Annotated in this window: 17 protein-coding genes and 3 pseudogenes; 6 read left to right on the forward strand and 14 right to left on the reverse strand. The window is 38.0% G+C overall.

The window, feature by feature from the left end; translation table 11 throughout:
- Positions 1-253 precede the first annotated feature (253 nt).
- The 7 genes and pseudogenes from rpoE to HRG09_RS09180 form a co-directional block, all read right to left on the reverse strand.
- Positions 254-772, reverse strand: coding sequence for a DNA-directed RNA polymerase subunit delta (gene rpoE / locus HRG09_RS09150; protein ID WP_174100491.1), 519 nt, complete (start codon positions 770-772; stop codon positions 254-256).
- A gap of 594 nt (positions 773-1366) precedes the next feature.
- A complete protein-coding gene (locus tag HRG09_RS09155; RefSeq protein WP_174100492.1) occupies positions 1367-1999 on the reverse strand; it encodes a TetR/AcrR family transcriptional regulator in 633 nt (210 codons plus the stop codon).
- Between the two features lie 63 nt (positions 2000-2062).
- Positions 2063-3202 carry an acyl-CoA dehydrogenase AcdA gene (acdA, locus tag HRG09_RS09160; RefSeq protein ID WP_174100493.1) on the reverse strand — a complete coding sequence of 380 codons (1140 nt, stop codon included), beginning with the start codon at positions 3200-3202 and terminating at the stop codon, positions 2063-2065.
- Positions 3203-3228: 26 nt separating this feature from the next.
- Positions 3229-4359: an acyl-CoA dehydrogenase gene (locus HRG09_RS09165; protein ID WP_174100494.1), complete on the reverse strand. Its 1131-nt coding sequence runs from the start codon at positions 4357-4359 to the stop codon at positions 3229-3231.
- Positions 4360-4452: 93 nt separating this feature from the next.
- Positions 4453-5304 carry a 3-hydroxybutyryl-CoA dehydrogenase gene (locus HRG09_RS09170; protein ID WP_174100495.1) on the reverse strand — a complete coding sequence of 284 codons (852 nt, stop codon included), beginning with the start codon at positions 5302-5304 and terminating at the stop codon, positions 4453-4455.
- A gap of 18 nt (positions 5305-5322) precedes the next feature.
- A pseudogene (locus tag HRG09_RS09175) lies at positions 5323-6607 on the reverse strand (acetyl-CoA C-acetyltransferase).
- Between the two features lie 9 nt (positions 6608-6616).
- On the reverse strand, positions 6617-8722 hold the full coding sequence (locus HRG09_RS09180) for a (Fe-S)-binding protein (protein ID WP_174100497.1): 2106 nt from the start codon (positions 8720-8722) through the stop codon (positions 6617-6619).
- Positions 8723-8926: 204 nt separating this feature from the next.
- On the opposite strand from HRG09_RS09180, the gene cls reads away from it, so the two are divergent.
- Both cls and uvsE read left to right on the forward strand, forming a co-directional pair.
- Positions 8927-10120 (forward strand): cardiolipin synthase, encoded by a 1194-nt coding sequence (gene cls / locus HRG09_RS09185; RefSeq protein WP_174100498.1) that lies wholly within the window; start codon positions 8927-8929, stop codon positions 10118-10120.
- Between the two features lie 45 nt (positions 10121-10165).
- Positions 10166-11119 (forward strand): UV DNA damage repair endonuclease UvsE, encoded by a 954-nt coding sequence (gene uvsE / locus HRG09_RS09190; RefSeq protein WP_174100499.1) that lies wholly within the window; start codon positions 10166-10168, stop codon positions 11117-11119.
- Positions 11120-11297: 178 nt separating this feature from the next.
- On the opposite strand, the gene HRG09_RS09195 is transcribed toward uvsE, so the two are convergent.
- Positions 11298-11435 carry a quorum-sensing peptide PapR gene (locus HRG09_RS09195; RefSeq protein WP_174100500.1) on the reverse strand — a complete coding sequence of 46 codons (138 nt, stop codon included), beginning with the start codon at positions 11433-11435 and terminating at the stop codon, positions 11298-11300.
- 115 nt (positions 11436-11550) lie between these two features.
- Positions 11551-12426 carry a helix-turn-helix domain-containing protein gene (locus tag HRG09_RS09200; RefSeq protein ID WP_174100501.1) on the reverse strand — a complete coding sequence of 292 codons (876 nt, stop codon included), beginning with the start codon at positions 12424-12426 and terminating at the stop codon, positions 11551-11553.
- A gap of 399 nt (positions 12427-12825) precedes the next feature.
- On the opposite strand from HRG09_RS09200, the pseudogene HRG09_RS28785 reads away from it, so the two are divergent.
- Positions 12826-13123, forward strand: a pseudogene (locus HRG09_RS28785) (bacillolysin).
- 53 nt (positions 13124-13176) lie between these two features.
- Here the strand turns inward: HRG09_RS28785 and HRG09_RS09205 are convergent.
- From HRG09_RS09205 to HRG09_RS09220, 4 genes are read right to left on the reverse strand one after another with little or no spacing between them, the layout of a single operon-like run.
- Positions 13177-13779 (reverse strand): response regulator transcription factor, encoded by a 603-nt coding sequence (locus tag HRG09_RS09205; protein WP_174100502.1) that lies wholly within the window; start codon positions 13777-13779, stop codon positions 13177-13179.
- The gene (locus HRG09_RS09210) at positions 13776-14906 is read right to left on the reverse strand and encodes a sensor histidine kinase (protein WP_174100503.1); all 1131 of its coding nucleotides are present in this window, start codon (positions 14904-14906) and stop codon (positions 13776-13778) included. Before HRG09_RS09210 ends, HRG09_RS09205 begins: the two co-directional genes overlap by 4 nt.
- On the reverse strand, positions 14907-15641 hold the full coding sequence (locus tag HRG09_RS09215) for an ABC transporter permease (protein WP_174100504.1): 735 nt from the start codon (positions 15639-15641) through the stop codon (positions 14907-14909).
- Positions 15638-16540, reverse strand: coding sequence for an ABC transporter ATP-binding protein (locus tag HRG09_RS09220; RefSeq protein WP_174100505.1), 903 nt, complete (start codon positions 16538-16540; stop codon positions 15638-15640). The genes HRG09_RS09215 and HRG09_RS09220 overlap by 4 nt, the downstream gene beginning before the upstream one ends.
- Positions 16541-16760: 220 nt before the next feature.
- Between HRG09_RS09220 and map the strand changes: the two genes are divergently transcribed.
- The 3 genes and pseudogenes from map to HRG09_RS28790 all read left to right on the forward strand — a co-directional run.
- Positions 16761-17507, forward strand: coding sequence for a type I methionyl aminopeptidase (map, locus tag HRG09_RS09225; protein ID WP_174100506.1), 747 nt, complete (start codon positions 16761-16763; stop codon positions 17505-17507).
- Positions 17508-17948: 441 nt separating this feature from the next.
- Positions 17949-19349: a M28 family metallopeptidase gene (locus tag HRG09_RS09230; RefSeq protein WP_174100507.1), complete on the forward strand. Its 1401-nt coding sequence runs from the start codon at positions 17949-17951 to the stop codon at positions 19347-19349.
- A gap of 300 nt (positions 19350-19649) precedes the next feature.
- Positions 19650-19831: pseudogene (locus tag HRG09_RS28790) on the forward strand (type I methionyl aminopeptidase); the annotation flags it as partial.
- Between the two features lie 189 nt (positions 19832-20020).
- On the opposite strand, the gene HRG09_RS09235 reads toward HRG09_RS28790, so the two are convergent.
- Positions 20021-20858: Cna B-type domain-containing protein (locus HRG09_RS09235; protein WP_174100508.1), on the reverse strand; the 838-nt coding region annotated here is incomplete at its 5' end.

Raw genomic sequence — 20858 nt, forward strand, 5'->3', positions numbered from 1 at the left:
GTACTCCCTTCTACTTTGTTGTTATATAATCACCGTTGCAAAGCGCAACGTATGTAGATAACACCGTATCTATCTTATTGTTAGACTCTTTTTATTTTCTAAACAAAAAACAAAAAAGAAAATTGCTCCCCTCATCACGAAAAGTAATAAGTAGGGAGCAATTTTCTTTTATATTTACACTTAAAAAGTATTATCGTCCTGTTTTAAAGAGCCCAAAAATGATTCTACATGGACGATAATGAAAAGTCAAGAACTACAGTTCTTCCTCTTCTTCTTCTGTTTCATCATACTCGAGTTCTTCTTCAGCGAATTCATCTTCATCTTCATCATCTAAATCATCAAGATCATCGTCTTCATCGAGAACCTCGTCCAAATCTTCTACATCATCGTCGTCTTCGTCACTATCATCGTCAAAGTCTTCTTCGTCTTCTTCAGTGTAGTCATCAAAGTCTTCTTCGTCCTCAACTTTACGCTTTTTCTTAGCCTTTGGTTGAGGTAAGATTTCTTCATCAATTTGCTCGTATGGGTACCAGCTGCGTAGTCCCCAACGATTTTCTCCTAAATTGATGAAGCGTCCATCGATATTTAAATCTGTATAAAATTGTGCGATTTTCGCAGCAACTTGCTCTTGAGATAGTCCCAGCACTTGAGCGATTTCTTGAACTAAATCCTGGAATGATGTTGCTTGTCTTTTATCCTCTAAAACACTATGTACAACTTCAATCATGGAAAATTCTTTTAGCTCTTCTGGTGAATATTGCTTAAAATCCACTTATGCGGCACTTCCTTTCTTAAAATATAATCCTATATATAACGGCCTGTCTAAAAAAATCCATACTATTCATTATAAACAAAACTCCAACAAATATGCTACAAAAAAAACGGGAAACTTTTACGAGGAATCAATAAAAGTGATTCCAGACTATTATTTACGAGATTAACCTGTAGGGACTATATAAAGTGAAACTTTAATCAGTGGAGGTTTTCCCGATCCCTACTGATTATCAGCCCTCACCAATCAGGCTTTTACAGACAGTTCATCTCCCACCTAACTTCTTTAGAAAAGCGGAAGCGGCTCGATCAGAATCGCAGGACGTTGGAACCCTAGGCAGAGAGGCGCTTTTTTCCTCGTCTGAGGGGGCGAAACGACCGGAGATTCTAGCCGCTAGAGTTGGGCATTGCTTTCGCTAAATTTTGAAGTGGGAGTGTTACTGTCCTAAAATAGCGGGATAAATCGCGGCTCTGGATACAAAAGCAGCTTTCCTCTCATCTTCTCCTTCTGGTTTCACTCGGCATGGGGACAAAAAAGGCTCTGACCGCTTCTATCCATGGCCGGATGCTCTCTTCCATCTAAAAAAGGTCGTTTTTATATTTTTGGAACCATATGCGCTCCATTCAATACATACCTAATCTGCATCTCTGTATATTCCTCTAAGGTATAAAGCTTTTGCAATGCCCAGCGTCTAAATCCCCACATTTGTCCTTGAATGAAAATGTTATGAGCCAGCAATTGTATTTCCTTTTTCGTTAATGTAAATGTACCATTTTCCGTGCACTGTTCTAAAATGTTTTCAAACATCCCCACCATTTGAAACTCTTTTTCTAGCACATACGGCAGAGACTCTTTCGGTAAAAAGCGCACTTCTTGATACATAATTAACACTTCTTCTTGCAACTCATCCATTACTTTAAAATAATTCGTAATAGCTATTCTTAAACTTTCAATACTTCCCTTTTCTGTGCAGACTACTTCTTCTAATCGCTCTTTTACATGTTCATAAATACTATCACACACTAAATACAACACATCATCCTTCGTGCGAATATATTCATAAAGTGTCCCAATACTAAAGCCGGCCGCCTTTGCAATTTCCCTCGTCGTTGTACGAGGAAATCCCTTTTGCTTAAAAAGTTGTACAGCTCCTTTAATCATTTGCTCACGTCTTAGTGCGACTAGTTTCTCATCTTTTACAGATGCATGCACATTGTGCTTAACCATCCCCTTCACCTCTCTCTACTATTTGGAAGGAAAAAGCGTAGGAAAATCCCTACGCTTTTTCTCTTATTTCGTTAACATACGAGAAATTACAAGTCTTTGAATCTCTTGTGTTCCCTCATAAATTTGTGTAATCTTTGCATCACGCATGAATCGTTCTACTGGGTAATCTTTCGTATAACCATAACCACCAAATACTTGCACTGCTTCCGTCGTTACTTTCATCGCTGTATCCCCAGCAAACACTTTCGACATCGCTGACTCTTTTCCATACGGAAGTCCTTCTGATTCTAACCAAGCAGCTTGATATGTTAATAGGCGTGCAGCCTCTACATTTGTTGCCATATCCGCTAATTTAAAGCCAATTCCTTGCTGCGCGGCAATCGGCTTCCCAAACTGATGTCGTTCTCTCGCATACTCCACGGAAGCATCTAAAGCTCCTTGCGCAATACCAACAGCTTGCGCTGCAATGCCATTACGTCCACCGTCCAATGTCTGCATCGCAATTTTGAATCCTTGTCCTTCTTCGCCAAGTAAATTTTCAGCAGGGATGCGACAGTCTTCAAACATGATTTCTGTTGTTGGCGAAGAGCGAATCCCAAGCTTGCTCTCTTTCTTACCAACTGAAAATCCCGTTGCATCACTTTCTACGATAAATGCACTTGTACCTCGCTGCTTTGATTCTGGATCAGTCAATGCAAAGACAACATAAATATCCGCTATACCACCGTTTGTAATAAAAATCTTGGAACCATTTAAAATGTAATGATCTCCATCACGCTTTGCCGTTGTTTTCATTCCGCCCGCATCTGAACCAGATCCTGGTTCTGTTAAGCCGTATGCACCGATTTTCTTTCCTTCTGCCATCGGACGTAAAAACTTTTGTTTTTGCTCTTCTGTTCCAAATTTAAAAATAGGCCAGCCAGCAAGCGACGTATGTGCCGATAACGTAACACCTGTAGAAGCGCAAACACGGGATAACTCTTCTACAGCAATCACATACGCTAAGTAATCGCTTCCAATTCCGCCATATTCTTCAGGCCACGGGATTCCTGTTAAACCAAGGTCTGCCATTTGATCAAATAAGGCGCGGTCAAATCTTTCTTCTTCATCGCGCTCCGCAGCTGTTGGCGCCACTTCATTTCTCGCAAAATCTCGAACCATTTTTCTTATCATTTCATGTTCTTCTGATAATTTAAAATGCATATTTCTTCCTCCCCGCTCTCGTCCTCTTATAGTGCCCGGCTAATAACAAGTCTTTGTATTTCACTCGTTCCTTCATAAATTTCACAAATTTTCGCATCACGGAAAAATCGCTCAACTGGATAATCTTTTGTATAACCGTAACCACCAAATACTTGCACCGCTTCAATTGCAACATCTACCGCTGTTTTCGAAGCAAATAGCTTGGCAATAGATGCCTCTTTCCCGCACGGAAGCCCTTGCGCTCTAAGTGATGCCGCTCTATATACAAGTAGTCTTGCAGCTTCTACGCTGGTAGCCATATCCGCTAATTTAAAGCCAAGACCTTGCTGCGCCGCAATTGGCTTCCCAAATTGCTGACGCTCCTTCGCATAATCCACTGCACACGCTAGCGCCGCCTCAGCGATTCCAAGTGACTGCGCCCCAATACCAATGCGGCCAACATCTAGATTCGCCATCGCTACTTTAAAACCTTGTCCTTCTTCACCAAGTAAATTCTCTGCCGGCACTTTCATATCTTCAAATGTTAGTTGTACTGTACGAGAGCCAAGCAATCCCATCTTATGTTCATCTTTGCCAACGATTAAACCTGGCGTATCCTTCTCTACAATAAACGCGGAAATCCCGCTTTTCCCTGCATCTGGATTCGTAGAAGCAAATACAATATATGTATCCGCCTCACCACCATTTGTAATAAATACTTTTGATCCGTTAATGACATAATGGTCACCTTGCTTGACGGCCCTTGATTTTAGGCTACCCGCATCTGACCCAGCATTCGGCTCTGTTAAAGCAAACGCTCCTAAATATTCACCCGTTGCTAGTTTGGAAACATATTTTTGCTTTTGTTCTTCTGTTCCAAAATATAAGATAGGGTTTGTTCCAACCGATGTATGCACCGCCAAAATAACACCAATTGTCGCACTCACCTTTGATAATTCTTCAATAGCTAAAATGTAAGAAATAAAATCCATTTCCGCACCGCCATATTTCGCTGGTGCTGGAATACCCATAAGTCCAAGTTCACCCATCTTCGTCAAAATCTCTCTAGGAAACACCCCTTGTTCCATCTCTGGAACAAAGGGAGCAATTTCCTTCTGTGCAAAATCTCGAACCATTTTCCTCATCATCTGCTGCTCTTCTGTAAAATGAAAATTCATATGCCCCGCCTCCATTTTGCTATATTTCTTCTTTCGAATTTCTGGTAAGACCACTACTTTATACAAAGAGGGAGACCTACCTATCCTTGCTTTCTACTCGTACACATAGAAACCGCGGCCTGTTTTCCTTCCTAGCCAGCCAGCATTTACATACTTACGTAATAATGGACATGGGCGATACTTACTATCTCCTAATCCTTCATGCAGAACTTCCATAATGTATAAACATGTATCTAAACCGATAAAATCTGCTAACGTTAATGGCCCCATTGGATGATTCATTCCAAGTTTCATCACTTCATCGATTGCTTCTTTCGTTGCTACTCCTTCATATAACGTATAAATCGCTTCATTGATCATTGGCAATAAAATACGGTTAGAAACAAATCCAGGGAAGTCATTCACTTCAACAGGTACTTTTCCAATTTTCTTTGTAATATCTTCAATCGTTTCGTATACCACATCATCTGTTGCAAGTCCGCGGATGATTTCTACAAGCTTCATAACCGGAACTGGATTCATAAAGTGCATCCCAATTACTTTCTCTGGACGTTTTGTGACCGCTGCAATTTCCGTAATTGGTAAAGAAGATGTATTCGTCGCTAAAATCGCATGTTCTGGTGCAATTTCATCTAAATTCGCGAAAATTTTCTTTTTAATATCCATTTTTTCAACAGCTGCTTCAATGACAAGATCTGCTTCCTTTACACAATCTAATTCAAGCGTTGCTGTAAGGCGATTTAAAGTCGATTCTTTAACTTCTTCATCCATGCGCCCTTTTTCTACTTGTCTAGCTAAATTCTTTGTAATAATAGCTAATCCTCGATCTAATTGCTCTTGTTTTAAGTCTTGCATATACACGTTATATCCTGCCATCGCACACACCTGCGCAATACCCGAACCCATTTGCCCCGCACCAATTACAACTATTTTTTGTACACTCATTTTTTCTCCCCCTTTTTATTAATGAACTTCAATCATAATCGCGTCGCCTTGGCCACCACCGCTACAAATCGATGCGATTCCAATTCCACCGCCGCGCTTCTTCAGTGCATGAATAAGCGTTACAATAATACGCGCCCCGCTTGCTCCAATTGGATGCCCCATCGCAACTGCTCCGCCGTTTACGTTAATTTTTTCTGGATCAATTCCTGCAATATTAGCACTTGCAATCGCAACTGCTGCGAACGCTTCATTGATTTCGAATAAATCAATCTCATCCACCGTCTTACCTGTTTTCTTCAAAAGCTCATTAATCGCATAACCTGGCGTTCTTGGAAAATCTTTCGATTCCACCGCAATTGCTGTATGCGCTAAAATTGTTGCTAATGGCTTTCTTCCTTCTTGCTGCGCTCTGTCCTCGCTCATTAATACGAGCGCTGCCCCGCCATCGTTTAACCCCGGTGCATTCCCAGCTGTTACTGCCGCCGACGGATCAAATACAGGTTTTAATTTTGCTAACTTTTCAACCGTTGTATCTTCACGTGGTGCTTCATCTTTTGTCACAACAATCGGATCTCCCTTTCGCTGCGGTACTAAAACAGGAACGATTTCTTCTTCAAATCTTCCTTCTTTTTGCGCCGCAACTGCGCGCTGATGGCTACGATATGCCCATTCATCTTGCGCTTCGCGAGGGATTCCGTCCTCCTTCGCAACTTCCCCGCCATACACGCCCATATGTATACCAGAAAATGCACATGTTAAGCCATCTACTACATTTAAATCAGCAACTTGATTATGTCCCATCCGGTATCCCCAGCGTGCGTCTTGTAAAATATAAGGACTATTGCTCATGGATTCCATTCCGCCTGCTACAATAAGCGTTTGATCTCCAGTGCGAATAATTTGGTCCGCTAACGTTACAGAGCGAAGGCCAGATGCACAAACTTTATTCACCGTTTCCGTACGCGTTTCCCAAGGAAGCCCTGCTTCCCTCGCTGCTTGACGAGAAGGAATTTGCCCCTGTCCTCCTTGAATTACCGCTCCAAATATAACTTCTTCAACATCATTTGCAGAAACGTCCGCTCTCTCAAGCGCGGCTTTTATCGCGATTCCTCCAAGTTTCGTTGCTTTTACATCCTTTAAAGATCCTCCAAACTTTCCAACCGGTGTTCTTGTAGCACTTAAAATAACTGTTCTTACCACTTTTATTTCCCCCATTTCTTTTTTTCGGCGCTGAGCGCCCGCTCGGTACTCTTACGCTGAGAAGAGGTGCAAATCTTGCACCTCTTTCTAAAGTTGTATGGATTCTTACGTATTAGATAACTTCTTTCTTAGGCCCAATTACAGAGCGTTCTAAAATCTCTGTTATATCAAGCGTTTGAACTTGTTCCTCTACTTCTTTTGCTTTCGTACCATCACTAATCATCGTTAAACAATACGGACACCCCGTACCAATGATTGACGGTGACGTTGCAAGTGCTTGCTCTGTACGCGCAACGTTAATGCGTGAGCCCGTCGTTTCTTCCATCCACATAAGCCCGCCACCTGCGCCGCAGCACATACCTGTTTCACGATTACGCTCCATCTCAACAACATTTACACCTGGAATTGCTTTTAAAATATTGCGCGGTGCTTCATATACTTCGTTGTATCTTCCTAAATAACAGGAATCATGATAAGTAACCGTTTCTTCAATACGGTGAACTGGCTCTAATCGCCCTTCTTTCACCCACTGTGCTAATAATTCTGTATGGTGATAGACTTCTGCTTGTAAGCCAAAGTCTGGATACTCATTTTTAAATGTGTTATAGGCATGCGGATCAATCGTAACGATTTTCTTCACACCTGCTTTTTCAAACTCCTCAATATTTTTAGTTGCCATCTCCTGGAATACGAATTCATTTCCGAGGCGGCGCGGTGTATCTCCAGAGTTCTTTTCTTTGTTACCAAGAATCACAAATGATATGCCTGCTTTATTCATTAGCTTCGCGAATGATATCGCAATTTTCTGACTGCGGTTATCATACGATCCCATAGAACCAACCCAGAATAAGTATTCAAACTCTTCGCCAGCTTTTGTTTTCTCTTTCACAGTCGGAACTGTTACTTCATCATCACCTTGGCGCCATGTTTCACGCTCTTTACGATTCAGCCCCCACGGATTTCCTTGGCGCTCAATATTTGTCATTGCACGCTGTGCTTCCGCATCCATCTTTCCTTCTGTTAAAACAAGATAACGACGTAAATCAATAATTTTGTCAACATGCTCATTCATAACTGGACACTGATCTTCACAGTTACGGCATGTTGTACATGCCCAAATTTCTTCTTCTGTAATGACGTCCCCAATTAAGCTTGGATCATAGGCAAGTGCCGCTGCTGATTCTTGTTGTCCTTGTCCAGCCGCCATCGCTAACTGATTTCCTTGTGTCTTGTTAAACGCAACTGCCGGAACCCACGGTACCTTTGAGGTTACCGCTGCCCCCTTATCTGTCAGATGGTCACGAAGTTTTACAATTAAATCCATTGGCGACAATATTTTTCCTGTCCCTGTTGCCGGACACATATTTGTACAGCGCCCACACTCTACGCAAGCGTATAAATCAATGAGCTGATTCTGTCTAAAGTCTTCAATTTTTCCAACACCAAATGTTTCTTGTGTCTCATCTTCAAAATCAATTTTTTCAAGCTTTCCTGGATTAGAAAGACGGCTAAAAAATACATTGGCCGGTCCAGCAATTAAATGTGCGTGTTTCGATTGTGGTACATAAACTAAAAATGTTAACAAAATAAGTAGATGCACCCACCAAGAGAAATAGAACACCGAAATGGCTACGGTTTCATTTATCCCCGAAAAAACGTAAGCGATTCCAGAAGCAATTGGTTCGCTCCATGAAAGTTCCTCTCCGTGCCATATAATGCCCATACCGTTACCGAGTAGTACAGAAAGCATCAAGCCGCCAATAAAGATAAGAACAAGGCCCGATTTAAAATTACGTTTTAGACGAACAAGCTTTTCAACGTACCTTCTATGAAAAGCCCAAAAAACTGCGATTAAAATCATTAGTGTGACAATTTCCTGGAAGAATGTAAATGCAGGGTATAGTGGCCCAAGTGGAAGATGTGATCCTGGTGCGAGTCCTTTCCAAATGAAGTCTATTGCTCCAAATTGGACAAGAATAAATCCGTAAAAAAACATAACATGCATAATACCGCTTTTTTTATCTTTCAGCAATTTTTTTTGGCCGAAAACGTTGACCTTTAGAAGGTCCCATCGTTCTTTAAAGCGGCGATCAAATTCTACTTTTTTTCCTAATTGTATGTAGGCCATCCTCGTTCGTATAAGATATACAAACAAATATCCCGCATAAACAATAACAGCAATGGAAGCCAGCCAATTAATAATCAGTAAGCTATTCATTTTTATGCTACCCCTCTCTTTGTAAGCCCTCTTTCTTTTAGAATCTTCGAAAATAAATAATTTTCTGAATTATATCCCCTATTCCCATTATATAATGAGTGAGCATTCAGTCAACAGTTTTTTGTTATACAACAACACATTTTTTCATAAAGCTGTTTATTTAGGTGAAACTATAAGAATGAATTCTCAGGAGGTAATTTGATAATGGTCTTTTTATCTCTCTTACTAACAGGCTTAGTCATATGGATTTTACTCGACCTTTTACTCGGAAGAAAACATCATTTAAAAAAAATAAAATCCCGCCCTTTTCCTTTGCGACGCAGCGATTTTAAATTATATACATGGGGCACAAATTTATACAATGATTTACTTCTAGATATACAGGAGGCGAAGCATCATATACATATTTTATTTTTCATTGTCAAAGATGATGAAATTAGTCAAACCTTTTTACAACTTCTCGCTGAAAAAGCAAAACAAGGTATAGAAGTACGTCTCCTTCTCGATCGTATAGGAAGTCATCATTTATCAGATGAAGCCATTCGCTCACTTAAGCAACACGGTGTATCTTTTTCCTATTGTCATAAAATCAAGCTCCCTTTTCTCTTTTTTTCTGCAAACCAAAGAAATCATAGAAAAATTACGATTATCGATGGAAAAATTGGCTATATTGGGGGATTCAACATCGGAGAGGAATATTTAGGGCATGATCCAGAAATCGGTCTTTGGCGTGATTATCATTTACGCCTGAATGGAGAAGGCGTACAAGATTTACAAAAACAGTTTTTGCACGATTGGCGCGATGATACCAATGAAGATTTGTTAGAAGAAACATCATTTTTTCCAAAACAGCTACCAGGCCCTATAGCGCACCGTTTTATTCCAACAGACGGTGCCTATTTACAGGAAACATTCGTATCACTTATTGAAAGTGCAAAAGAAGAATTATACATTGGGACGCCCTATTTTATTCCGGGAAAAATAGTGATGAACGCATTATTACAAGCAAAAAAACGAGGTGTTCGCGTTACAATTCTCGTTCCAAAAAAGGCAGATCATCCGCTCGTTCGCGAAGCGAAATTACCATACTGCCGAAAATTGATACAAGCAGGTTGTAATATTTATGAATTTCAACAAGGTTTTTTTCATGCCAAAATTATTATGGTAGATAATCACATTTGTGATATTGGAACAGCTAATTTCGATATGAGAAGTTTATATATCAATCATGAAATAAATTGTCTCCTTTATGACCCAGCTTTTATACAAGAAATTAAGGTTCAAATTAACAAAGATATTGAAGTGTCTTCATTGCTTACTTGGAAAGATGTTTCCTCTCTCTCCCTTATCGATAAAGGAAAAGAATGGATTGGGACGTTACTAGCGTTTTTCTTATGAAATGAAACTTTTATAATGAAATAATAAATAACGGGGGTAGGGCAGATGATTATGCGCTTTGGGTATGTCTCACATGCAGTCGCTTTGTGGGACTGTTCCCCTGCTAAAACAGTGACATTTACAACGTGGAAAAAGCTTGGCAAACAGGAACGAGAAGAGAAATTATATACTATTACAATGCAAAATCTTATGCATACATTACGTATTCTTCATTACAATATCGCACATGAAATTCCGTTATATCGATTATCTTCTTCTATCGTCCCACTCGCAACCCATCCTGAAGTTGATTTTGATTATATCGATATATTTACACCATTTTGGCGTCAGATGGGTGAATTAATTCGAAGTCATAACTTACGGGTTAGCTTTCACCCAAATCAGTTCACATTATTTACAAGTGACAAACCTCACATTACCGAAAATGCTGTTCTAGATATGACATATCACTATAACGTATTAGACGCAATGGGATTAGCCGATTCTTCTTATATTAACATTCATGTAGGGGGTGCATATGGCAATAAAGAAAAAGCAGTTCGGCGCTTTCATGAGAATATAAAAGCGCTCCCTTCCCATATAAAACAACAAATGACACTTGAAAATGATGATAAAACCTATACAGCCTCTGAAACATTAGCTATTTGTCAAAAGGAAAAAATCCCTTTCGTCTTTGATTATCATCATCACATGGCAAATCTTTGTGATGAACCGTTAACTGAGCTACTGCCAGCGATTTTCAAAACATGGAATCATACAAGTATAGTTCCTAAAGTTCATATCTCTTCACCAAGATCAGAAAAAGAATTCAGAGCTCACGCTGACTATATTAACACTACATTTATAAAACCTTTTTTATACATCGTAAAAGAAATAAATCAGGATTTTGATATCATGCTTGAAAGCAAACAAAAAGATTTAGCACTTTTTCAATTAGTAGATGAACTCGCTTCTATAAGGGGGGTGAGACGAATAAGCGGTGCAACGCTACAGTGGTAATTGTAACGCTGTTTCACGATTCTCTTCTCTTTGGTGTGATTGCCGAAGGTGTTAAGAGAAAGGAATAATAGTCATTCTTACATACCTAAACCTTTGACTACATTCAAGAACTTTGAACTATCCAGCACTTTTATCCCTAACAAAAAATAAAGAACCCTCACTTGGGTTCTTTTTTATCTTAATGTTCAAATGGTAAATCTGAAGCTAATTGTACTTGTTCCTGTTGATTTGTTAATGTGTGATCCTGACTTACTCCGAACGCCACGCCAGCTAGCATTGCTATCGCCATTAAACTGCATGCAAGAAACTTTTTCATCACTTATCACCCTATGTTCTATTTTCTTTAAATATATCATGAAATAATTTCTTTTAAAAATGCAATTATGCATATTTCCGTATAATCGCATTAGTTAAAAATTAGCGGGAAAACACTATCCGTTCGTTCCACCCAGATAAGTCCTTTTTTTTAACAGTGTTTCTTTATAAGAATGTAAATCTAGTAGATCAAAAAATAATAAAGCTTTTTCATAAACACATGCAATTTCACTTGGCGGATAACTTAATTTTTCTAAACACTCTCCCTTTTGATAGTACAGTTGTCCAAGAAGCTTCATACTTCCTATAGAACGCGATGTTTCAATAGCCTTCTCTACTTGATGAAGCGCTTTCTCATATTCATCGCTTAAATATAAGGCTTTTGCATAATTATATCGAATCTTAACAATGAAATCTGGATCACTCTGTAACGACTCAAGCTGATTTAAAATATTTTGAAATAATGTAATAGCTTTTTCTAAATGATTATTTTCTGCATAAATACTAGCAATCGAATTTTCAATATATAAATTTTGAAACACATCCACCCCACCATATTGCTGATGAATTATATTTTTTAGCTCTGAAATGCAGTATTCAAAATTAACTTTCTTTAAAGCATAAGAGGAGACATGATAGTGCCATAGAAGAAATTGTTTAAATTCAGGATGCCCCTCTTCTTTCTTAAGTTCCTCTGAAACAATTTTATAAATTTGACCATACTGCTTCTTCTTACCCAACATTTGAATCTGATCCTTAAACTGTTTCTTTCTTTCAATATCAGAATAAATGAGCACTTCATAAAAATGAATGATGGGAACTCTTAGCTTTGCTGCAATTCCTTGGAGTATATCCATACTTGGATATACTGAACCTGATTCAATTCTGCTCACTTCTGATTGATGACATATATTATCAGATAACTGTTTTTGTGTTAAACCTCTTAACATTCTAATTTTCTTTATTTCTGCTCCTAGCTTTTCTGCGTGCATAATTGTTCACCATCCCATTACAGAAATCTAACTTTTCAAGTTGTCATACCACTACAATAATTGTTTTTCGACATTTTTTGATATGAAATATTGCATAATATGTACATAAAATTCGGCAAACTTTTCTTACAATTCATTTCATACAAATACAAAATTAAAAACGTTAGAGATAAATTATAAAAAAGTTGTATTGCATCCCTTGCTTTTGTTCTACTCTTTCCTTTATCAACGGAAGTGATTACTGCCAAAGAAATTGCTAAAAATGCAGTAAAAGTTAAAAGTGTCCATCCTAATTTAACAATTGGTAAATTCGCTGAACCACAAAACGGTACAAAAGAAAATATTGCTTAAAAAATACTTAGTAAAGTACGTGATACCAAAGGACAACAAGAACAAGTTATCCTTGAAAAAGATGTTGATTCTCAACCTATAAACAAAGAAACAAAAGAAAATCAAACCGAAGTACGTCTCTCCAAAACATGTAAAATTTACAAAGTATACGGGCAAGGCATCATTGTTAAAGTAGATAAAAAATGGGGTAATTACGACTGTTAGTGGTAAAGTTGCCCAAAGTTTAGAACAGCAACCTAGTCTTACTATACCAAATTTTTTGTCGAAAAATGAAGTAAAATCTGCATTAAACAATGCGTTTCAATTCTCAAACCCACGGATATACCCTCTTAGCAGCAGTAAATAAAAAGGAGAATAATAGAAAAAGATGTTTACCACTATAAACGGTAAACATCTTTTTTATATCCATCCTTTTTCTTCTGCAATTGTGATGGCTTCAATTCTATTTTTAGCATCTAACTTTGTTAATACTTCTGAAATGTAATTTCGCACCGTACCCGGAGAAAGATAAAGTGCCTTAGCGATTTCACTTGCTGTTTTTCCTTCTTTCGCTAACAAAAGTACTTCTTTCTCACGGTCTGATAGCGGATTTTGTTCTTGCCATAATCCAAACATTAATTCAGGAGAAATCTCCCTTTTCCCTTTCATCACATTGCGAATCGCCGCCGCTAGATCTTCACTTGGGCTATCCTTTAATAAATATCCATGAACACCAGCCTTCATCGCTCTTTCAAAATAACCCGGACGTGCAAATGTTGTTAACATCATTATCTTGCATGGTGATTTTTTCTTCTGCAGTATCTCTGCAACATCTAATCCACTTTGAATCGGCATTTCAATATCCATAATGCTGACATCTGGCTGCAACTTTTCAATTAATTTTAAAGCTTCCTCTCCATTTTCCGCTTGCCCAACCACTTCAATATCGTCTTCTAAATCAAGAAGCGCTCCTAATGCCCCACGAAGCATTCGTTGATCCTCTGCAATAATAATTCGAATCATGCTCTCACCTCATCTTTTCCCGTTCTAATTACAATTGGCACCTTCACGATTAACAACATCCCTGGATGCAGTTCTTCTAGTTCAAGTGCTCCATCAATCAGTGCGAGCCGTTCTTTCATACCTAATATGCCATTCCCATCATGACTTTGCTTTTGTAATCCTACTCCATTATCTTTAACCTGCAAAATAAGTTCTCCCTGTGTTTCAAATAAAGAAACTGTACACATCACTGCCTTACTATGCTTAACGACATTTGTTACCGCTTCTCGCAAACACATCCCTAAAATATTTTGCTCAAGTGGTGATAACGCATTAGAACTTGCCCTCTGCTCTATCTTTAGTGAAATATTAGCTGCTTGCAAAATAGCTTTTATTTGTTCCAGTTCTTCTTCTACAGTAATCATCCGCATATCCGAAATTAATTCTCTCAGCTGCTTTAAAGCTGTGCGCGATGTTTGCGTAATTTCCTTCGCTTCTACACTTGCCCGCTCTGGGTTTTTCACAATCAATTTCTCAACGAGCTGACTTTTTAAAGTAATAAGAGATAATGTATGCCCTAACGTATCATGTAAATCTCTTGCAATCCGCTGACGTTCTTCACGTTTTACTAAATCTTTAATTTGTTCATTTGCTTGATGTAGTTGGTTCTTTAACATCTTTTTTTGATTGAAATTACGCATACCAAACGGTGTAAGAATCATTAAAATAAACATTGGAACAATATTAACTAAACTTGTAGTTGTTAATTGTTCAAAATATACAAATATAAAGCCTACAAGCATTACAATTAAAAGAAAAAATAATACTCGAAATACTTTTTTACTTGGTGCGAATCCCATTGCGCTTGCTGTAAAAAAGCCAAAAAAGATCATAAAAGGATTATAAAGTAAGGAAAATAAGAATATCAGCACCATTTGAATACATGCCCATAAAATAAACGTCTTCTTCACAAAATAAAGTTGACGGTATGTGATAACAAAAATAATCAGCATACCAATCCCCATTAAAAGCTTCCATCCTGATACTTGCGTTAAATTGTAAATCGGAAATAGTAAATACACAAACCACATATACGGGAAGAACCCCATATGTTTTGGGAAAAATTCAAACTGCTTCTTTTCTGTCATTTATACCGCTTCCTGTCGCTTTCTTATATATATTGATATTATAACAAATATAAGGAAATAACCTCCTAAAATCGCGATATTTTCCCATCCTATCGATTTCCCAGCGACAATATCCCATGCTCCGCTTCCGAAGTGATATGTCGGTGTCCACTCTCCTATTGCTCTTAATACTTTCGGAAAAACTTCAATTGGCATCCATAAACCGCCTAACACTGCTAAACTCATATTTAAAATGTTAGCAAGCCCCGCAGCTGCATCTGCTTTCTTAATGGAACCAATAACCGTTCCTAATGCTAAAAATGGTGTAACACCTAGTAATAGCCACACTCCTGCACCAATCCATTGTCCAACCGTTAACGATACGTCATTAATTAATATCCCTGCGATAAAGATCACAAGTATTGAAAAAGCATTTACTACCGTTTGCGAAATAATTTTAGCCGTTATATATGCACCCTCTGGAAGTGGGGTAATTTTCAAAAGATGTGTCCATCCTTGCCCTTTTTCTTGTGAAATTCTGACACCAAAACTAAAAAGTGCTGTTCCAACAATACTGAAAGTTGCCATCGAAATTAAATAATGTGCTTGCCATGCTGCACCATTTTGCGGTACTTGAATTACGTTTGTAAAAATATAGTAAAACAAAACTGGCATTAATAATGAGAAAAAGATAAATAACTTATTGCGAAACGTACGCAAAATCTCTATTTTGCATTGCATCCATAATGCTTTCATGCGATAACCTCCTTCTGATTTGCGACAAACTGTTCAAATGCTTCATCCAGACTTCCACGTTCAACCGAAATATCTGTAACAGGCAAGCCCTTTTGATAAATTGCTTGTAACGTAGCATCCGTGTCATCTGTCGTGAGAATAACGCGCTGTTCATGAAACTGTACTGTCGTTACATGTGGTAAGCTCTTCAACAAACCTGTAGGAATTTTTTCTTTTGTATAAAATGAAATCGTTTTTCGAGAGATTGTTGCTTTCATTTCTTCTGGAGTCCCATCTGCAATGATTTTCCCATTCGCAAATAATAAAATCCGATCTGCTAGTGCATCAGCTTCTTCTAAATAATGCGTTGTTAAAAGGATTGTTTTCCCTTCGTTTGCTAGCTTTCGAATCGTTTCCCAAAAAGTCTTTCTAGACGTAATATCCATCCCGACAGTCGGTTCATCTAAAAATAATAAATCCGGGTTTCCAGCAAGTGCGAGTGCAAAATTTAAACGTCGTTTCTGACCACCTGATAATTTTTCACATCGTTGCTTTACTTCAGACTCTAAGTTTGATAACTGAAGCAATGTTTCTTTTGCAACCGGATTTGTATAATAACTACGAAACAAATCAATCGCCTCGCCAACTGATATACTATCAATCACACTTACCTCTTGCAGCATTGCACCAAGGCGATTGCGAACATCCCGATGCTTTGGACTCTTCCCAAATATAGAAACACTTCCTTCTGATGGATCCCTTAACCCAAGCATCATTGAAATTGCTGTTGTTTTCCCTGCGCCATTTGGCCCAAGAATTGCAACAATTTGCCCCTTCTCCACATGAAATGAAACGTTATTTACAGCCCTTTTATGTTTAAATGTTTTTGAAACACCATTTACTTCAATAATCTTTTCCATCTCTCCACCTCCGCTGTTCCTTATATTTACATTGTATAAATTGGAAGAGATGGAAAACAGTAAGATACGTCATGATATGCATATGACAATTGTCATAAAGTTCCTATGAGACCCGTCAAGGCGTTCAAAAAAAAGCCCTGACCTCACGCAAGTAGCAGGACAAAAATAAACATGATACAATCGTATAAGATTTACAATCGAGGAAGGACAGTGGTTTTTTATGATTATTCGTAATGAACAAGACTTGGAAGGTTTACGAAAAATCGGCCGCGTTGTTGCGCTTGCACGTGAAGAAATGAAAAAACAAGCAAAGCCAGGTATGACAACGAAAGAGCTTGATTTAATCGGTAAGAAAATATTAGATGAGCACGGTGCTATTTCTGCACCTGAAAAAGAATATGATTTCCCGGGCTTCACTTGTATTAGTGTAAATGAAGAAGTTGCTCACGGTATTCCAAAAGATCAAGTATTAAAAGAAGGCGACTTAGTAAATGTTGATGTATCTGCAGCACTTGACGGTTATTATGCAGATACAGGTATTTCTTTTGTTCTTGGGCAAGATGAAGAAAAAGAAAAACTTTGCCAAGCTGCAGTAGACGCATTTTGGGCAGCAATGAAAAAAGTAAAAGCTGGTTCAAAACAAAACCAAATCGGTCGCGCGGTTTCTAACTTTGCACATAAAAACGGCTATTCTGTTATTCAAAACTTAACAGGACACGGTATTGGTCTTAGCCTACACGAAGCACCAAACCATATTTTAAGCTACTACGATCCAATGGATAATGCGCTTTTGAAAGACGGACTTGTTATCGCTGTAGAACCTTTTATTTCTATGAAAGCCGACCACATTATCGAACGTGGCGATGATGGCTGGACATTTGTAACACCAGATAAAAGCCTTGTTGCACAATGTGAACATACAGTTGTCGTAACACGCGGTGAACCAATTATTTTAACTGAACTATAAAAAGAAAAGGAATGCAGATGGCATTCCTTTTTCTATACAAAAAAAGAAGAGAAATCAGCATTGATTTCTCCTCTTCGCATATGGATGCCTTACATGTTTACTGATGGTAATCATGAAATGTGGGAACATGATTACCATAGTTTAAAGGTTCAAGCATGAAAAACAGAAATCCCACCCTGAATTTCTGTTTCTCTACACAATCTAAAGTTTGGGTACACTAGACATGCATTTTAGGGGCTTTCAAACAAGAAAGCGAACCTTCTTTTCAAATAATAGCATATACACCTCCTCTAAAAATATGTAAATATGCATATATACATTATTCTTACTTTTATTTCTCAACTTAAATTAATTGAAAATACAAAAAATAACAGGTAGAATATAGTCGTTATCCGTCTTCTTTTGTCAGTCAGATAGAATAGAAGAATGGGAGAGGAATATATGAAGAAAACATGGAAACAAAAAATAGTAAGCTCTTTGCTTGCTGCAACACTCGCTGTCAGCTTAGCTCCAATCGGACAAGTAAAGGCTGATTCCCCGCAAACAACGATTGAGACTCCACCTATCACAAAGCAAGTTGATGCGAACCGCGCAATCGAACATGTACGTTTTTTATCAGAAACCATCGGCCCACGCCCTGGTGGGACACAATCAGAAAAATGGGCTTCCCGCTATGTTGGTATGCAATTAAAATCAATGGGATATGAGGTAGAGTATCAACCATTTGCTGTACCCGATCAATATGTAGGGTTCATTGAATCACCGTTATCCAAATCGCGGAATTGGCAAGCCGGCGCTGCTCCAAATTCCCTTATTTCAGCTGAAGCTGTTACGGCTCCTCTCATTTTTGTACCAAATGGAACAAAGTTAGACGAAATTCCAAATGAAGTTAATGGGAAAATTGTCTTATTTGAACGAGGTGCAACAGTAGCAGATTACAACAAACAAGTAGAAAATGCGGTAGCAAAAGGCGCAAAAGGCGTTCTTTTATATAGTTTAATTGGTGGTCGCGGTAACTATGGACAAACATTCAATCCAAGATTAACGAAAAAACAGTCAATCCCTGTATTTGGCCTTGCTTATGCACAAGGAAATGCCTTCAAGGAAGAATTAGCAAAAAAAGGGGACACAATCCTTTCTTTAAAAGCACGACATGAATCAAACTTACAGTCACTAAATGTTATTGCGAAAAAGAAACCGAAAAACAGCACTGGAAATGAAAAAGCTGTTATCGTAAGTTCCCACTATGACAGCGTTGCTGGAGCACCTGGAGCAAATGATAACGCCTCTGGAACGGGGTTAGTATTAGAATTAGCTCGCGCATTTCAAAATGTAGAAACTGACAAAGAAATTCGCTTTATTGCTTTTGGATCAGAAGAAATGGGACTGATTGGCTCTGAGCACTATGTTGATAACTTATCACAAAAAGAACGCGATCGTATTTTAGGTGTGTTCAATGCTGATATGGTTTCAACAAACTATGATAAAGCGAAAAACTTATATGCAATGACACCAGATGGTTCTACGAATCTTGTAACGGACGCTACATTAAATGCAGCTAAACAATTAAATAATGATCTTGTTCTTCATGGTAAATTCGGCTCTAGTGACCATGTTCCATTTACTTATGCAGGCATTCCTGCAGCCCTATTCATTTGGATGGGAGTAGATAGCTGGGATCCACTTATCTATCATATTGAAAAGGTATACCACACACCACAAGATAACATTCGAGAAAACATTTCACCAGAACGTATGAAAATGGCGTTAGATGTCATCGGTACTGGTGTTTATGATGTTCTTCAAAAACCAGCTGTACAAACAGAGGAAAAAGCAGCTTAATTATCACTAAAGCCACTTACTCCAAAATGGTGGCTTTTTTGTTGAGAAAAAATAAATATGCATAATAGCATATTCACTTCAAGTTATATATGCATAATAGCATATTCATTTCAGGGTATTATCATGTAGAATACCAAATGTAAGAATAACGATTTTACCTAATAAGAAGGCATTTTTATTATAAAAAAACGATTCTTGAAGGTGTATCAAATTTTGCCGGACTGACAGGAGTTGCTGCTTTTGTTTCAAAAACAAAAGCTACCGCTGCAACCATTCAAAAACAAAACTTTACCAAATATTATTTATAAAAATAGCTATACAGTCATCCAAAACTTAATGGAACATGGCATTAATCATAAGCTTACATGAGGTATCAAATCACATTCTAAGCTTATGCTTCAATGGATAATGCACTTCTTAACGATGGTTTTTTTATCAATTTAGAACCATTCATCTCTGTGAAAGTTGACCATATTATTGAGCCGCTGATTCAGTTCACTTTAAAAACGCTCTCTTTTTTCAATAAAAAAAACCCCTTTAGGTGGCATTCTTTCCTTCACCTTATCGTGAAGTTTTTTGAATACCTACCTAAAGGGAGTAATATCAATAGTAATTTTTTAATTTGTCAGCTACTTAGATTACAGTGTAATCAATAATCTAAAGCTTTTTTATTATTTTACTCGCTGACGAGCGAATAGAATTCCACCTAAAAGGAACAATACCATACCTCCAACAATTGAAATCATTTCCGCTGATGTTCCTCCTGTGTTAGGAAGTAATGTCGGCTTATCATTTTCTGTAGTAGGTGGAACTTTTGAATCGTTGTTTGTGTTTGGATCTTTCGGATCTGTGTTTGGATCTTTCGGATCTGTGTTTGGATCTTTTGGATCTGTGCTTGGATCTTTTGGATCTGTGTTTGGATCTTTTGGATCTGTGCTTGGATCTTTTGGATCTGTGTTTGGATCTTTTGGATCTGTGCTTGGATCTTTTGGATCTGTGTTTGGATCTTTTGGATCTGTGTTTGGATCTTTTGGATCTACGATTTTTGTATTCGTGATGTCATAACCATTTACTTCGGATTTGTATCCGTCTACTGCTTGTTCTTTTACTTCATACTTGTAAGCTACACCATTTTCATCATATGCTGCTAAATCTGTAAACGCATATTTCCATTCGCTTGCTGCGCTTACTTCTTGTGTTGCGATTACTTTACCATTTTGTAGTAGGTCTACTTTAATCATTTCTGGACGATCTTTTGCGTTATCGTCTTTCCATGTTTTCGTTCCTTCTACTTTTGTTTCGCCTACTTTTGTATTCGTGATGTCATATCCTTTTACTTCAGATTGATATCCGTCTACCGGTTGTTCTTTCACTTCATACTTGTATGCTTTGCCTTCTGCATCGTATGCCGCTAAATCTTTGAATTCATACTTCCAATCGCTTGCTGCGCTTACTTCTTGCGTTGCGATTACTTTACCATTTTGTAGTAGGTCTACTTTAATCATGTTC

Origin of the sequence: Bacillus sp. Xin1 (assembly GCF_013314535.1) — a bacterium.
GTDB lineage: Bacteria > Bacillota > Bacilli > Bacillales > Bacillaceae_G > Bacillus_A.

Bases quoted from the DNA above. Each gene is read 5' to 3' on its own strand.
- HRG09_RS09155 (WP_174100492.1), bottom strand. From the start codon at position 1,999: ATGGTTAAGCACAATGTGCATGCATCTGTAAAAGATGAGAAACTAGTC.
- acdA (WP_174100493.1), bottom strand. From the start codon at position 3,202: ATGCATTTTAAATTATCAGAAGAACATGAAATGATAAGAAAAATGGTT.
- HRG09_RS09165 (WP_174100494.1), bottom strand. From the start codon at position 4,359: ATGAATTTTCATTTTACAGAAGAGCAGCAGATGATGAGGAAAATGGTT.
- HRG09_RS09170 (WP_174100495.1), bottom strand. From the start codon at position 5,304: ATGAGTGTACAAAAAATAGTTGTAATTGGTGCGGGGCAAATGGGTTCG.
- HRG09_RS09180 (WP_174100497.1), bottom strand. From the start codon at position 8,722: ATGAATAGCTTACTGATTATTAATTGGCTGGCTTCCATTGCTGTTATT.
- cls (WP_174100498.1), top strand. From the start codon at position 8,927: ATGGTCTTTTTATCTCTCTTACTAACAGGCTTAGTCATATGGATTTTA.
- uvsE (WP_174100499.1), top strand. From the start codon at position 10,166: ATGATTATGCGCTTTGGGTATGTCTCACATGCAGTCGCTTTGTGGGAC.
- HRG09_RS09195 (WP_174100500.1), bottom strand. From the start codon at position 11,435: ATGAAAAAGTTTCTTGCATGCAGTTTAATGGCGATAGCAATGCTAGCT.
- HRG09_RS09200 (WP_174100501.1), bottom strand. From the start codon at position 12,426: ATGCACGCAGAAAAGCTAGGAGCAGAAATAAAGAAAATTAGAATGTTA.
- HRG09_RS09205 (WP_174100502.1), bottom strand. From the start codon at position 13,779: ATGATTCGAATTATTATTGCAGAGGATCAACGAATGCTTCGTGGGGCA.
- HRG09_RS09210 (WP_174100503.1), bottom strand. From the start codon at position 14,906: ATGACAGAAAAGAAGCAGTTTGAATTTTTCCCAAAACATATGGGGTTC.
- HRG09_RS09215 (WP_174100504.1), bottom strand. From the start codon at position 15,641: ATGAAAGCATTATGGATGCAATGCAAAATAGAGATTTTGCGTACGTTT.
- HRG09_RS09220 (WP_174100505.1), bottom strand. From the start codon at position 16,540: ATGGAAAAGATTATTGAAGTAAATGGTGTTTCAAAAACATTTAAACAT.
- map (WP_174100506.1), top strand. From the start codon at position 16,761: ATGATTATTCGTAATGAACAAGACTTGGAAGGTTTACGAAAAATCGGC.
- HRG09_RS09230 (WP_174100507.1), top strand. From the start codon at position 17,949: ATGAAGAAAACATGGAAACAAAAAATAGTAAGCTCTTTGCTTGCTGCA.